Source organism: Mesorhizobium sp. M0854, assembly GCF_040319815.1.
Lineage (GTDB): Bacteria > Pseudomonadota > Alphaproteobacteria > Rhizobiales > Rhizobiaceae > Mesorhizobium.
The window spans coordinates 28,771-42,908 of record NZ_JAMYOL010000034.1; the positions used below are offsets into that span (position 1 = coordinate 28,771).

Sequence of the window (14,138 nt, forward strand, 5' to 3'; positions counted from 1 at the left end):
CTGCGCCGGGAGGGCACCTCTAAACGCGACCGATAGACCGAGGGGAGGGCTCAACCCAATGAGCAGGGTGGCGCCCGCAGATGCGACTCCAGCTTCGTCGGCGACATTTGCGCCGCTCGAGAATGCAACTTTCCGATCGATCTGGCTTGCTACGCAGGTGTCCAGCTTTGGCTGGCTAATTCAAACTGTCGCCATCAGTTGGCTGATGGCGACCATTTCGACTTCCGACGTGATGGTCGCCTTGGTGCAGGCTTCGACGACGTTGCCTACATTCATCCTGTCGATCATCGCCGGAGCCCTGGCTGATAATTTCAGCCGCCGCAACCTGATGTTCGCTGGCTGGTCCGTGATAGCGCTGTCCTCGGCGATGCTGACGGTTCTTGCAGGCTTGGGAATTTTCAATCCATGGATGGTTCTTGCATTCAGCTGTTTGGCCGGAGCGGGCGCCGCTTTCACCGATCCCGCTTGGCACGCGTCGGTCGGCGACATCTTACGAAAACGCGAAGTTCCAGCCGCGGTTACGCTCATCTCGGTTGGATATAACGCTGTTCGAAGCGTCGGTCCGGCGCTTGGTGGCATTGTCGTTGCCTCCTTTGGACCTTTGACAGCTTTCGCTGTGGCGACGCTGACCTATCTAGCGCTGCTGTGGACCATAGGGCGCCGCAAATGGGATGTTCGCTCGTCCCCCCTCCCGCGCGAGCCATTGACCACGGCCATTCATGACGGAGCGCGCTTCACGGCGCTATCGGCGGAGATCAAGGCGGCAATCGCGCGTGGCGCGCTTTTTGGCCTGACCAGCATCTCCATACTCGCGCTCCTGCCTGTCGTTGCCCGCGATCAATTAGGCGGAGGACCGATCGTTTATGGCATCCTGATGGCTGGCTTCGGGACCGGCGCCTTGTGCGTCGGCATCTGCAACAATGTTTTGAGACGGTCGCTCTCCCAGGAGCGACTGACAATACTGGCATGCATTGCTTGCGCGGCGTGTTGTCTATCTCTTGCTCTCACGTCTTCAGTGGCAGTGGCGGCTATTGCGCTGGCGCTCGGCGGCGCGGGATGGGTTGTCACCTGGACGGGGCTCGACGTAAGCGTTCAATTGGCAAGCCCAAGGTGGGTCGTTGGTCGCACGCTCTCGATCTATTATGCCCTTTCGTCGGGTGGTATCGCGGCCGGCAGTTGGCTATGGGGTACGGTGGCTGAGAACTATTCGCTTGCCTCAGCCCTGGAGATTTCAGCTGCTGCGCTACTGATGGTCGCGGCCACCGGGTTCCTGTTGCCGATCCGTCAATGGCAAGACTCCGATCAGGATCCTTTTGGCTTCGAGACACCGCAACTCGCTCTCGACCTGAAGCCGAGAAGCGGCCCGATCGTCATCAAGATCGAGTACTCAATACCGGAGGCAAACGTCGAAGCTTTCCTCGATCAGATGCAGGAACGACGGCGAGTGCAAAGCCGTGTCGGCGCCAGGCACTGGAACCTCCAGCGCGATCTTCAGGATTCCTCGCTTTGGACAGAAACCTTCCGCACGCCGACCTGGATGGACTATCTGCGCCTTAACCATCGCCTCACAGCGGCGGACAAGGAATTGGACCAACGTCTGCTCGAATTGAACATGGGTGGAAACCCACCTCTTACTAAACTTTCGATTGAGCGGCCGACCGGGGCAACCCGCAAGCGGGATCAACCGACGCGATTTTTCTTCCGCCGGTGATCGCAGGCTGTTGTTAATAGAGCTTCAAGGGTGAGGGTAGATGACCGGCTTGGTAAGATTTGAGAGGCCAGTTGTGATTCAGATTGGCCGCTATACAGAACGCACCGTGTTCGATGTTAATGATGCGGCCTCCATCCTGCTGCGGGATCTTGCTGGTCGTCAGACGGAGAAGCACAGGGCAGCTATGGACGCCTGTCTGAAGGTTATACGAGGTGAGCTTCATCCACCCGCCGCCCGCAGGGCTTTCGTCGCGGTCGCGCGCGAAGCAAAGATTCTACGCTGCGATTGACTGGAGTGCTCAAGCGGCACCGCCCGGCAACTGGCGGCTGATACGGAAGGCCTGAGGCATGACGTTGCCGCTCTTCTATCTGACACGAGCAGGGCGCAGCAGTTCCTACCCGTCGACTACATCGGGCAAGGTGTCTTCGACGACGCTCAAATTTCGGTCGAAAGCTTCTTTGTCGGATGCGTGGGCCCGGAGAGAGCGCACATTGTTCAGGATCGCCGCCACCGCCGCTTCTTTATCGGGTGCTATCCTTGTCGTGACCGCTTTAGCCGCCAACGCGGAAAAATCTATGGCTGCATAAACTGGTACGGCTACAGCGTCTGTTGATTTCAGCCGTTCTTTTACGATTGCGCGCCGGCCCTGCGGCAGAGCCATACGACCCGCTTTTGCGGCAAATGTCGCGCCGCGCCGCAGGCGCGTCTGCAAGAGGCCTGAGCGGTACGCCGGTGCTTTCGGCACAATAGTTGGGAGCGCAGTAGATTGAACCGCCGCAGAGGAGTCCAACGCACGGCTTTTCGTGCGCGAAGCGTCGGTATAGGCGGGCAGGGGCATGAACGCGCGTTTGGCGAGCTGGCCGTCGGCGAAATAGAAATTGCGCGTGCCGAGGATTGGCAGTTCGCCACGCGGCAAAATGATGACCTTGTTCTTGTCGAGCGTGCGGATTTCATCCGGCCGCATCAGGGGCCGCCGCACTTCCTTTCGGTGGACCGAGCGCGTGTAATAAGTGTCGAACAACGTTGCCTTGGTGCGCGTCACGTCCTTTTGCACGTCCGACGTTTCGCCGAGCTGCTCGGAAACGTAGCGCAGATCGTCTGCGTCCTGCGCACCGAAAAAGATCTGCACGCGAGCGGCGTTGATGAGCGTCTTTCGCCCGTCCTGGCGATAGATCTCGTCTACAGCCTTCAGCGACTGCACGAAAAACCACATGGAAACCCCGTTGCCGCCCAGGACGCTCGCCATTTCGGTCACGTTCTCGAGCTTGCCGAGGTTCTGGAACTCGTCGAGCAGCACAAGCACCGGACGCTCGTCCGGACGCGGCATGGTTTCCGACATGAAGTTCATCATCTGCGTAATCAGGACGTTGAACAACGGTCCAAGCGACGTAATCTGCTCGCGCCGCACGTCGAGATAAAGAGAAATCCGATCACGCTTGAGCTTGCGAATATCGAATGTGCTGCGCGACGTAGCTCGCATCAGGCGCTCGTTGAGAAAGGGCGCCATGCCGGTCCGTACGCCGGCGTAGATTCCGGAAAACTGCCGCTCAGACATCTCGAAATATGGCAGCAGGGTCTGCAGCGTAAAATGCGAGCATTCGCGGCGGCGTTCCTCGCGTAGCGAGCCGATGAACTCCAGGAGCGGCTGCTCGGCGCCGTTCATGATCTCGAGGATGGTGGCGAAGGTCTTCTTCTCGTTCGGGATCGTAGGCGATTCCATGACGAAGGACGCGATGCCGGTAAAAAGGAGGCGGGCGTCGTTGACCCAATAGGGATCTGCGTTGGATGGGGGCCGCGGAAACAGCGCCCCAGCGATGTTGCGAAGGTCGATGTCGCGCTGAGCTGAGTCCAGCGAAATGAAGTCCATCGGATTGTAGCAGGCGGTATTGCCGTCGGGGTCTGCCGGCGCGAAACGCACCACGCGGCTGATGGTGGAACGGTAGCCGGCGGTCGCCGCATAGGTCTCGCCGCGCAGATCGAGAACCACGAGCGAATGCGGCCAGGTCAAGGCGTTCGGGATGATGAGAGACGTGCCTTTACCCGAGCGCGGCGGCCCTATGACGAAGCCGCCGATATCATCGCCATCAATCCACAATTTCTTGCCGCCGATCAGTTTGCGCTGCGTCAAGCGGATATTGCCTGAGCGCTGATCGCGGCTGGGCGACAAAATTTCGGCCAGCCTGCCGCCGGCTCGACCGACGAAGACGCCGCCCACTTTCGTCAGGCCGGTTTTTGATACGTCGCTCATGGTCATGAAGCGAGAGTCATTGCGCTTTCTTGGACGCATGAGAAACAAGCTGACCAGTGGCAAGAGAAACCCCAATGCTCCTGCCGCAACGGCGTATTGTATCCGGCCAAAATTCCTCGCCATCGTGTCCGCCCAAGCCTGACGAACGACCGGCAAGGGATTGGCGTTCAGCTGGTCGAACAGGACGTGGGAGCCCGTCTGGTACCAATCCGTCGCGGCATAGGCGACGGTGAAGACCAGGGCGCCCAGGGCCATCGCCATGAGCACCATGAAAATTGCTGTTGCGACTTTCTGCATGGATGGGCCCCGCTAGATCGTCTCCGCCTTGGTGAACTTGATCTCGCTGATGCCACGCCGTCCGCCTTCGGTGCGGACCATCTGCACGACCACCGGAATGACCTCGCGCAGGTAGTCGAGGATTTCGCTTCGTGCGAGGCCCGAGCTGCCCTGCATGACCATGAGCGCCAGGCGCTCGTAGGCGGACCGGGCGGAATTGGCATGAACGGTGGTGAGCGAACCCGGGTGGCCGGTGTTGATCGCCTGGAGGAACGCGAAGGTTTCAGCGCCGCGCAACTCGCCCAACAGCAGACGGTCGGGCCGCATGCGAAGCGAGGCCTCGAGCAGCTGTTGCGCGGAGACCTTGGCAAGCCCCTGGTCGCCCTTCGAGGCTATCAGGGTAACGTTGTTGGGGGCCGGCAGCCTCAGTTCGCGGGTGTCTTCGATTGTGATGATCCGTTCATGGGCTGGGATCTCCTTCAGGAGGGCATTCAAAAACGTCGTCTTGCCTGTCGACGTACCGCCTGAAACAACGATCGAGACGCGGTTGCGTACCGCATACTGCAGGAACTCCATCGGCGAAGTGTCGTGCAGCATTTCGACAAGTCGCTTTTCTTCGGCTGACAGCGCAAGTCCGCTGCCCATCGCCGTGTTCTCGAATGCGCCGAGATCGTTGTAGGCATCAAGGCTCATATCTATGATGACCTGCTTGCGGATCGAAATCGCCCCGCCTTCGGGAGCCGCCGGCGGCAAGATGCATTGGATGCGCTCGCCCGAGGGAAGAGCGGCCGACAGGACCGGCTTTTCTTCGTTGATGACCTGGTTGGTCGCCGAGGCGACGCCGGTCGAGATATGCCTAATCCAGCCGGGTGTGACCTCTCGCTTGACGACGTGCTCCATCTCTTTCGCGCCGAGGCGTTCGATGAACAATTCACCCGGCCTGTTGATCGCAATCTCGGACACCGCATCTTCGTTCAAATAGGGCCATATCGGCTCCAGATGAGCGCGCAGGACCGGGGCTCTCGCCCATGGGTCGGGGAGGGGATGCACGGCATTCATTTCACCGCGCTCCGATAGCCGGGATAGAAATGATCCTTCGGCGTGCCGTATAGAGGCGTCGGATCGATCGCCGTCTTCGGCCGCCCGCCTGCCTTCAGGCGTGCAACTTCTTCCTGGACAGGATCGGCGTACAAATCCGAGAAATCGAGATCTCGGCGCACCAGCACGACAACCGATGTGCCCTGGTCGACGTAGACCGTCGGGCCAATGTTCTGCGTATCACGAAACGCCTCTTGCGCGAGTTGCTGCAGGGCGGTCGATGATTTGTCGAAGGCGATGCTACGCGCGTCGCGCTGCGAGCCATTGCCACCATAAGTTACGGTCGTGGTCTCACCTGTTACGGGATCGATTGTCGACACCTGGCGCTGTTGGCCATCTTGCCCGCTATCGACAAGCGAGGACAGATATTCAGAGACTCCGCCAACGACGGAAAGCATGATGGCGTTGCCGTACCGTGCAACCCAGTGCGTATCGACACGGCCGCCCATGCCGCCGCGGCCGAGCGCGTCGGCACCAGGCGATTTGATGTCGACGGAAATGCCATCCGAGCGGATTACCCTGCTCCAGACGATGAAAACACGCTTTTGACCACGCGCAAGCCCCGAGCGGTATTCTCCGGTCAGGCGCGAGCCCTTCGGAATGAGGATCCGCCTGCCGTCGAGAGAGAAGACATCCTCACGCACAACAGCGCGCACCGCGCCGGGAAGGTCAGTGTTGATCGCGGTTTCCAAATAGCCGCGAATGATCGTGCCTTCAGGGATCAACGCATCGGTGCGTCGGAAGACCCTGGCTTTGACGATGCCGGAAGAACTTGCCTCAGACTGCGCCAGGAATGCCTTGTTGGGATCACTGTCGGCGCCGGGGACCGGAATGATCTGACCGTCGGGCGCGATCTCGACCTGCGCCGCCTGGGCGCCGGCATCCGTCGAGCCGGTTTGATCATTCGTCACCATCTGGTTCGAGCGCAGGCGTTCCCACACCGCTTTTTCGCGCTCGGCGGCCTCTGCGTTACGGCGAGCCTCTTCCTCTGCCGCGGCTTCGCGGCGGGCTTCTTCCGCCTCGGCCTTGCGGCGAGCCTCCTCTGCCGCCATTTGCGCCTCCAGCGCGCGCCGCTGCGCGTCAAGGTCGGCACCCTCCTGCACGGTCTGATCGACATTGGCAGCCTGTTGCGCGCCGCTCTGGTCGGCGGCCGGTGGCGGCACCACGATCTGCTCGATGGTGCCGTCGGCAGGTTGAGGCGGGTCGTTCAACGCCGGCGGGCGGAATTCGGGCGGATTGAAGTTTTCCTCGCCATCGCTGCTAACATCACGCGATACCGGCTCCCGGGGCCAGTTAAGCCATATCAGCGCGCCTACCAACACTACGCCGAGGCCGACCAGGGCGATCCTGGTGCCCACGCCCGCACCGCGGCGCGCGAGCGTCGGGCTGCCGTCCAGTTGGTTATAATCGATCTGGGTCATCACCGCCCTCCGCTGGATCCGAACAGGGTGGAACCGCCTGTCAGTTTCGTTGGACCGTAGACTTGCTCGACGGGATCGATGGCGTTGGGTCGCGCCCGGTTGTAGAGGCAGAGCGTCTTGCCATCGGCCCGCAAGGTGAATTGCTGCGCGACCTTGTCGATGACTGTGTATTTGCCCTGCGTGCGAACGTTGACCAGCGACTCATTGCGCTTGTCGTCGACAACGAAGATCGCCGGAATATCGTCCTTGAACTCCAGAAACACCTTGGTGCCGTCGTCGAATACGGTGCGCGGCTTCAAGCTGTCGTCACCCTTGTAGGCATAGTCGTAATTGAGATCGGCATAGTTCAGGTCCTTCAAATCCGGATCGGCGGCGCTCTCTTTGGCCTGTGAGAGCAGGCGCGCGTTGATATCCTCGTCCGGGTATTTGAACCGGACCTGGAACGATGCCCGGTCACGGCTATTGTCGGTTGCCTGCAGCAGCAAGGAATAGACGCGCCGGTTGGTGACCACGTTGACGTTGGTCCACGCATCGCGCTCCAGCGGCTTTACGAACAGAAATCGCGATCCGCGTTTGGGGATGATCGACCAGCCTTTCGTGTCGCCAGCCGACACGGTTTCGATGACTTCTGTCGGGCTGAGCTCGACCATCGTGGAAATGCCAAGGGCGGCGCGCACCGACGTCACGTCGTCGTTGTTGAAGGTGACATATCGGATCCGGCCGTCGCGTGCGGCCGCGCCGTGCATCGTGCCGAGCAGAAGGGTGGCCGACAGGGCGAGGCTCACGCGCCATCTCATTGCAGGCTCCCCGCGGCCGGCGCCGATTCCTGGTCGCGGCGGTAATCCGTAACCTGAAATCCCAACGGGTTGTCGAAACGCCATTCGTTCTTGAGCGGCGTTGAGGTGTAGCGGAATTTTATGACCGCCACCCAATTGTCGGCGGTGGACGAGTTGTCCCGCCGCGTCGTCGTGGCAAAGCGCACCGAGGCTGTATTGCGATTGAGCAGGGAAACTGACTTGATCTCGACCGAGACAGTGACATTGCGGCCAAAAATCTTGTCCAGCGAGTGCGGATTTGCAGGCGTGAAAAGCCATGTCAAATCCTTGGACGCGGCGTCGGTCGAATAGAGCTGTGCCAGGTCGTAATTCTGTTTCAGTTCTCGCGAATCGTAGGTTTCGCGGGCCCTGATGTAACGCACAAGATTGGCCGCCGTGACGGCCTCGTTCTGCGATAAATCTCCAGGCTTCAGCGCGCGCATGATCTCGAGGTAGCCCGTCGATTTGTCGACCTCGACAACGTACGGTTCGAACTGCCGGAGTGGCAGGATCAGCACGAGCGCCAGCAGCGACAGCACCGCAACCAGTCCCGAAATGCCGCTGACGATCCAGGCCAATGTACGCGATCGACGCATTGACCTGTGCGTGTCGTCTTCCCAAGTCGCGCCCGCCCTGTAATAGCGCTTGTCGACGAGTTCGCTGCTGCGGTCAGCAGCTGCTTCTACTGGATTTGACAATTTACCATTGCCTCGTTTGCGCGACACATCCTGATCCAGGCCGCGATCGGTGATCGTTCTTGTGTTCTAGGCCAGAGGCCTGGAGTTATCGCGCGCACCTTGCTGGATGGCGGACCGGGTTGCGGCATCCGCCCTAGCTGCTCGCGAAGATCGAAAACTGTTTGCCGCGAGCTGCCGGGCCCCCCGAGCGGCGCGGCCGGCGGCCCATCGCGCGCCGGAATAGCGCACAGCGTTTCTGCCGAAGTTTCTATACGGGTTGTATGCGCCCACGGTGCTGAGATATCCGCCGCCATTCAGGATCGAAGCAATCGACGGTATCTGCATGAGAACGTAGATCCCGATGATCGTCACCAGCACCAAGGGCAGCACCAGCGACATTTTGCTGTCCATGGTCGCTCCGCCGGACGTGGCGGTGTTCAGCGCCGCGTTGACGAGCGAGAAGTAGAAGCCGAGAAAGCCGTAAATCAGGATTTGCTGGATCATCAGAAAGGTGGTCAGCGAAAGGAAGCCTTCGCTCATGCGCGAGGACCAGCGGTAAAGCCAAAGAATGATCCATATCGGCGCCAAGGCCAGCGTAATGAACAACATCACCTTGGCGGCGATGATCGCCGCAATGGCGAGTGCTGCGAAGATGATGGCAGACAGCAGGACGAGCAGCGACAAGAGCGCGCCAAAAATGTCATAGAAGGATCCGCTGTAGACCTGATTGGCTACGTCCTGCGCCCCTTGGTAGAGGTTGTCGATCAGCGCTGGAATTGCTGCCTGGTCGCTAAGCTGATTGCCGGTGGCCCGCGACACGGCGCCGACGATTACCTTACCGACCTCATCTGGAATGGTTTGAACAAGCTGGTATATCGTCGCGGAAAACGTGCCCCATCCGGTCAGCAGCAGATAGATGATGACGGCGCGGCCCAGGCGATAGGCCGCTTCGATTGGCGAAATCGACTCTCGCCCGCTCAGGATCGAATAGCCCCACCACGCGATATAGAGGGTCAGCATCAGGGTGAAGACGTTGCCCATCGCATTGCCCAACTGCATATAGACGGTGCGAACGAAGTCCTCGCCGATGTTGTCAATGCCACCGAGGATGCTTGCGGCGAGACCGTTCATGGATCCTCGTCAATGATGCTGGCGAACGGCGTTGAATTGACCGGCTTCAGCGCGCCGCATTCGTCGGCGTGGATATACGACAAAGCCCCGCACGGCGCTTTCAGTTCGCGATTTGCGCATCCAAAAAGCCCTGCGCCGAGCCCAATCACAACGCATATGCGCAGGACTCGCCGCGACAAGCGCTCAGCCTCCGCTCTTGCCGAATTCCGCGAACGGATTGACGGTGCGCGGTGTCATCATCTTCTGCACCTGGCTCTGGCGAAGAAGATCTCCCTTCAGCTTCTCATTAAGGGCAGCGACCGCGCCGTTCTGGACGCCGATCAGTTCGTTGACGGCGCGCGCGTTTTCCAGCTGCATTCGTGTGTTCTGGTCCACCGAACCCTTGACGTCCTGCGACTGCCCGATCTGCCCGCTCGCTGACTGCAGAGACTGTTGGCGCTGGGTAACGCCCTGCGAAGCCTGCGAGGTCAATGCGCTTAGCAGCGAGGCCACATTGACGCTGCCGCCATAGGCGGTGTTGACGGCGCTGGTCTCCTTGCCGGCAATCTGCTGGAGCTGCTTCACCAGTTGTAGGCCATTGATGACCGCGCCGGCGATTTTCTGGATTTCGGGCGACAGGCCACCAAACGAAAGCGCACCGCCGTTCAGGATCGATCCGAACGACGGCGCCTGGGCAATCGACATGTTGCCGCCGAGGCCCATTTGTCCGATGCCAAGCGAACCGTCACGACTGCCGCTGAGAGCCTGCAGGATCTCCTCGCTCTTTTTCAGAATATCCTTGTTGGAGTCCATGATGGAGTTGGTGTTGTCCGCATTCTTGCGGGCGACATCGAGATTGGCGCCATCAATGACGGCAATCTGTGCGTGGGCCGTGCTTGCCCAAAGCGCCAGACTGGCGGCAATCGCGAATTTCTTCATGTCAGCCTCCTATTGCTGTAGCGAATCGATCACGCTGGCAGCGCCAGCAGGGTCAGTGGTGATGATCATCGAGCGGCTGTCGGCTGAGCTTGTTCCCGCGTTCTCAACCGCGCATGGTGGCCATCGGCCGCGATCGATCTTCAACCGTTCCAGTTCCGCGGGATCACAAGAGAACGGGTTTGGAGAGCCGCTCTTCGGCCGTTGCACCAGCTTGGACGACTGCGATGCCTGAACGTTCTGCAACGAGAGAAGTTGGGCCAGCAACGCCGTGAAATCCCCCGCCTGGGCGAGGTACTGGTTGGTGACATCGGCGTTGATCCCACGAGCCGACGAGTTCAGCTCCCAGGCGTCCTTGTATTCGGTCACCTGGCCAACGTTGCCCGCTAGCGCGTCGATTGCAGCGGCGTTGGCGCCCATCTGCGATGAGCTTGCATCAAGGCCGCCAGCCGCCTTCCTGACCGTGCCTATGGCCGCGTCCTGGGCAAAGCCGCCTGCGCCGTCGGCCGTTACGATCGAGAAGGGTGGTGGCGCGGCGGCCGGAGCGTTGCCGCTCGACACATAGTCGTTGAAGTAGCTGTTCCAGCGGCCGACACCGCCGGCCCATTGGTTTTGCTCGCCTGCGTTCGATCCGTTGTAGAAGGAAGCGAGACAGCTGTAATTCGTCGCTCCGCATTGCTTCACGCCCATTCCGAGATATTTGACACCGCCTTCGACATTCTGCTCGTTCACGTCGCGGTCAAGTCCCATGGACTTGCCGGTGCCCTTGGTCAGCTGCATGACGCCTTTGACGCCGGTGTGGCTCCCGGCGCATGTGTCGAAGCGCGATTCCTGATAGGCAACGGAAAGCGCCAGGCCTTCGGGAACGCCGTATTTTTGCGCATAGTAGCGGATTAGCTTTACGTTGCCCGCGTCGCGCTGCAATGCGTCGGCCGGCGACCGGCGAAACATCTGTGAGCGGTATTTGTTCGAATAAGTGCAGACGACGCTTTTCTTCTTGTCGGTTTCGTCGTTCTTGGCTTCATCCGACTTCTTGCTGTGCTGCTCGTCCTCTTGCCGCTTGTCGAGGTTCAAATCGTCGATCACCGCGATCTGAGCGATAGCCACGCTCATGCTTTCCGCCGTCGCGAGAGCCACGGCCAGACAAGCGCTGCTAAGCCGCTTCGTCATGCTCGTTCTCCCATCCGCAGAAGTATGGCAGCCACATTTCCGGCTCGTCGCCGAAGGTCTCCCGCAGCCGTGCGCATTCCTTGCTGTTGGCTTCGTTCGAGGACAAGACCTTGATAAGATCGGGCATCGCCGACAAATCGAGCTTGGCGACGATCGAGTCGCTGTCGTGCTTGACGAGGAAGGTGCGTGTTTCCTTCGCGGTTCGGCGCACGAACTCGAATTCCTTCGCTGTCAGCGAGAAGCGCTCCATGTAGGACTCCTTGCTCGCCTTCGGGTTGGGGAAGAAAATGTTGGTCTTCGTTTGCTCGATCAGCGACGACGAGATGGAGGAACTGACGACGTCTTCCGCCGTCTGCGTGCCAAAGCCGACCACGCCGTTGCGGCGACGAATGGTCTTCAGCGTCTCGTTGATGAAAGCGGCGAAAACCTCGTCGTCCAGCAGCTTCCAGCCTTCATCGAGGAAGAGCATGATCGGCGAGCCATCGATGACTTCCTCAAGGCGGTGGAAGATGTAGAGCAACGCCGCCGAGCGCAGCTTTCTGTCGCCCAGGATCCTGGTCATGTCGAAGCCGACGACGGGTTTCGAGAAATCGATGAGATCGACGGGATTGTTGAAAAGCCAGCCTTTGTCCTTCGGGTCGAGCCAGGGCTGTATCCGCGCCGCCAGATCGTTCATGCCAGGCATGAGGGAGCCGCGCAGCACTTCCGGCAGCAGGTCGAAGGTCCGCTGTTCACGCGGGACCTTGTAGATCATGTCGACGGCTGCATTGATGACGCGCATCTCCGCCACGTCCAGCGCGCCGCCTTCCGGCGTTAGAATGTAGATGAGCAGATCTTCCAGGAAAGAACGGTTTTCTGCGGTGTCCTCGAGCTGCAATGGCGCGAACCCGGTGGGCTGGGAAGGCTCCATCACCTCGTAGCGCCCGCCCAGCGCTCGAACGAAAATTTCAGCGCCGCGCATATAGTCGAAATAAACGCATCGCGGCCGCGGCATGATGCGCATGGCCTGTGCCATCAGGAACGACAGCACGACGGTCTTGCCCGAGCCGGTCGGGCCGAACACCGTGAAGTGGCCGACATCGTGAACGTGGAAATTGAAATAGTAGGCCGTCTGGCTGGTCGTTTCGAGCAAAGCGATGGGGCGTTTCCAATGCAGCCGCTCACGTTGGCCGGACGGGAAATTGTGTCCGGAGAAAAGACCGGCGAAGTTAAGTGACGAGATCAACGCACGTCGCGCGATGTAGCTGAAATTTCCCGGTAATTGCGCCCAGAACGCCAATTCCGTGTTCAGCGTCTCGCGAACCGGCACGATCGACATGCGCGAAAGCTCGGCGGTGATGTCGGATAGCGCACGGTTGAGGCCAGTCATGTCGGGCGCCAATGCCATGACGCTCATGTGATGTTGTCCGAAGACGACTTCGCCGCCGGCCAGCTTGTCGGCGCCGTCGTGGACGGACTCCTCGACCGTCGTGCCCGCCTCGTCCGAGCCCTCGACCTGGTTGGCGATCGTGTTGATCCTGCGCATCGCGGTTACACGGTCTTCGATCGCGAAACTCTGCGTCAGGACAAACTCATGTGGCAGGCGCAACAGACCGTCCAATGAGCCCGGAGCGGTGAACGGTGGGTATTCCTTGATCGATACCATGGCGCCGAGTTTGGCGGCGTCCGGCCCGCGAAGTTCCAGCGCGGATTTTCCGAAAAACAGCTGTCGTGTCGCCAGCACATCGCCAAGGCTCATGCGCGGCAAAGGCATTTCCACGTCGACGCCGCCGGCGAGGATCTTCGCCAAAAATTCCGCCGGCTCGGAAAAGAAGCTGTCGCGGCGCTTCACGACGCCGAGAAGACGCGCACCATAAGCCGTGAAATCCTTGACGACGCCCTCGAGAACGTCATGCAGTTCGGCCATCGCCTCTTCGCGGGTTTCTTCGCCCGCGGTGCTGATGCGGAACGCATTGAGCGCCTTGTCCACCCAGCCGACGCGGCCGACCATCGGTCGGCGTATGACTGCCAGATACGCTTCGTTGACGAACAGGTTTTTCGCCCCAAGCTCATCCATGTAGCGGGCGTCGAGCTCGGCCACGAAAGGATTGTCAAAGTCGCCTTCAATCTCCGGTGTGACCTGGCGGCGGATGATCGTTGTGTAGACCGCGAAGCGAGAGGTCGAGAGATTGCGGAAAGTCGTGTTGCGGTTGAACATGCGGCTGTTCAGCTCGGCCTGGTCCATCGTCTGGAACGGCAGGCCACTGAGTTGGATGACGCCGACAAGAAAGCCGCTCGTCGTCACGATCAGATTGTCATCGACATGGCGAAGGTACGGGATGTGCATCGCCGCGGGCTTTTCACGGCGGCGCTCACGGCCAAATTTCAGGTCGGCATCGAGGCTCATGGCGAATAGCTCCTGGCGCCCCAAAAAGTAAGGTTCGCCACCGCTCCGCGTTTGGAGACGCACCGCTCGAAAATATGAAACATGTAGGGGTCGCGCTGGCACAGATATGCGCTAACCAGATGCACCACGCCGAACACGCCAATGCCGAGCATGAAGCTGCTCGTGGCAATGAAGCCGATCACCGCCAGGATCCCGTTCAGTGCAAAGACCTCATAGCGCACCCCCCATTTCATCGGGGGGCGCGTTAGTGGCAGACTGACCGGCTCGACATAGACTTCCTCATCATCCAT

12 protein-coding genes are annotated in these 14,138 nt (G+C 60.1%); 2 read left to right on the plus strand and 10 right to left on the minus strand.

Features of this window, described 5'->3' with window-relative positions:
- Positions 1-58: 58 nt before the first annotated feature.
- Positions 59-1,711 carry an MFS transporter gene (locus tag NKH99_RS28785; RefSeq protein WP_031195547.1) on the plus strand — a complete coding sequence of 551 codons (1,653 nt, stop codon included), beginning with the start codon at positions 59-61 and terminating at the stop codon, positions 1,709-1,711.
- 40 nt (positions 1,712-1,751) lie between these two features.
- Positions 1,752-2,000, plus strand: coding sequence for a DUF982 domain-containing protein (locus tag NKH99_RS28790; protein ID WP_352453430.1), 249 nt, complete (start codon positions 1,752-1,754; stop codon positions 1,998-2,000).
- Positions 2,001-2,105: 105 nt separating this feature from the next.
- Here NKH99_RS28790 and NKH99_RS28795 read toward each other — a convergent pair whose 3' ends face one another.
- The 10 genes from NKH99_RS28795 to NKH99_RS28840 all read right to left on the minus strand — a co-directional run bounded on the left by NKH99_RS28795 (position 2,106) and on the right by NKH99_RS28840 (position 14,138).
- Positions 2,106-4,256, minus strand: a complete 2,151-nt coding sequence (locus tag NKH99_RS28795; protein ID WP_353017109.1) for a type IV secretory system conjugative DNA transfer family protein — start codon at positions 4,254-4,256, stop codon at positions 2,106-2,108.
- A gap of 12 nt (positions 4,257-4,268) precedes the next feature.
- Positions 4,269-5,294: a P-type DNA transfer ATPase VirB11 gene (gene virB11, locus NKH99_RS28800; RefSeq protein ID WP_353017112.1), complete on the minus strand. Its 1,026-nt coding sequence runs from the start codon at positions 5,292-5,294 to the stop codon at positions 4,269-4,271.
- Positions 5,291-6,754 carry a type IV secretion system protein VirB10 gene (virB10, locus tag NKH99_RS28805; protein ID WP_353017114.1) on the minus strand — a complete coding sequence of 488 codons (1,464 nt, stop codon included), beginning with the start codon at positions 6,752-6,754 and terminating at the stop codon, positions 5,291-5,293. The genes virB11 and virB10 overlap by 4 nt, the downstream gene beginning before the upstream one ends.
- Positions 6,754-7,551 carry a TrbG/VirB9 family P-type conjugative transfer protein gene (locus tag NKH99_RS28810; RefSeq protein ID WP_352453434.1) on the minus strand — a complete coding sequence of 266 codons (798 nt, stop codon included), beginning with the start codon at positions 7,549-7,551 and terminating at the stop codon, positions 6,754-6,756. The genes virB10 and NKH99_RS28810 overlap by 1 nt, the downstream gene beginning before the upstream one ends.
- On the minus strand, positions 7,548-8,267 hold the full coding sequence (locus NKH99_RS28815; protein WP_352453435.1) for a VirB8 family type IV secretion system protein: 720 nt from the start codon (positions 8,265-8,267) through the stop codon (positions 7,548-7,550). The genes NKH99_RS28810 and NKH99_RS28815 overlap by 4 nt, the downstream gene beginning before the upstream one ends.
- A 66-nt stretch (positions 8,268-8,333) precedes the next feature.
- Positions 8,334-9,287, minus strand: coding sequence for a TrbL/VirB6 family protein (locus NKH99_RS28820; protein WP_353017116.1), 954 nt, complete (start codon positions 9,285-9,287; stop codon positions 8,334-8,336).
- Positions 9,288-9,560: 273 nt separating this feature from the next.
- Positions 9,561-10,295, minus strand: coding sequence for a type IV secretion system protein (locus NKH99_RS28825; RefSeq protein WP_023785080.1), 735 nt, complete (start codon positions 10,293-10,295; stop codon positions 9,561-9,563).
- A 9-nt stretch (positions 10,296-10,304) separates the two neighbouring features.
- Complete coding sequence (locus tag NKH99_RS28830) at positions 10,305-11,462, minus strand: transglycosylase SLT domain-containing protein (protein ID WP_353017119.1); 1,158 nt, start codon at positions 11,460-11,462, stop codon at positions 10,305-10,307.
- A complete protein-coding gene (locus NKH99_RS28835; RefSeq protein WP_353017120.1) occupies positions 11,446-13,848 on the minus strand; it encodes a VirB4 family type IV secretion/conjugal transfer ATPase in 2,403 nt (800 codons plus the stop codon). The genes NKH99_RS28830 and NKH99_RS28835 overlap by 17 nt, the downstream gene beginning before the upstream one ends.
- Positions 13,845-14,138 carry a VirB3 family type IV secretion system protein gene (locus tag NKH99_RS28840; RefSeq protein WP_352829608.1) on the minus strand — a complete coding sequence of 98 codons (294 nt, stop codon included), beginning with the start codon at positions 14,136-14,138 and terminating at the stop codon, positions 13,845-13,847. The genes NKH99_RS28835 and NKH99_RS28840 overlap by 4 nt, the downstream gene beginning before the upstream one ends.

Coding starts and splice junctions, on each gene's coding strand:
- NKH99_RS28825 (WP_023785080.1), bottom strand. CDS start 10,295: ATGAAGAAATTCGCGATTGCCGCCAGTCTGGCGCTTTGGGCAAGCACG.
- NKH99_RS28820 (WP_353017116.1), bottom strand. CDS start 9,287: ATGGGCAACGTCTTCACCCTGATGCTGACCCTCTATATCGCGTGGTGG.
- NKH99_RS28795 (WP_353017109.1), bottom strand. CDS start 4,256: ATGCAGAAAGTCGCAACAGCAATTTTCATGGTGCTCATGGCGATGGCC.
- virB11 (WP_353017112.1), bottom strand. CDS start 5,294: ATGAATGCCGTGCATCCCCTCCCCGACCCATGGGCGAGAGCCCCGGTC.
- NKH99_RS28810 (WP_352453434.1), bottom strand. CDS start 7,551: ATGAGATGGCGCGTGAGCCTCGCCCTGTCGGCCACCCTTCTGCTCGGC.
- NKH99_RS28785 (WP_031195547.1), top strand. CDS start 59: ATGAGCAGGGTGGCGCCCGCAGATGCGACTCCAGCTTCGTCGGCGACA.
- NKH99_RS28830 (WP_353017119.1), bottom strand. CDS start 11,462: ATGACGAAGCGGCTTAGCAGCGCTTGTCTGGCCGTGGCTCTCGCGACG.
- NKH99_RS28835 (WP_353017120.1), bottom strand. CDS start 13,848: ATGAGCCTCGATGCCGACCTGAAATTTGGCCGTGAGCGCCGCCGTGAA.
- NKH99_RS28790 (WP_352453430.1), top strand. CDS start 1,752: ATGACCGGCTTGGTAAGATTTGAGAGGCCAGTTGTGATTCAGATTGGC.
- virB10 (WP_353017114.1), bottom strand. CDS start 6,754: ATGACCCAGATCGATTATAACCAACTGGACGGCAGCCCGACGCTCGCG.
- NKH99_RS28840 (WP_352829608.1), bottom strand. CDS start 14,138: ATGGATGATGAGGAAGTCTATGTCGAGCCGGTCAGTCTGCCACTAACG.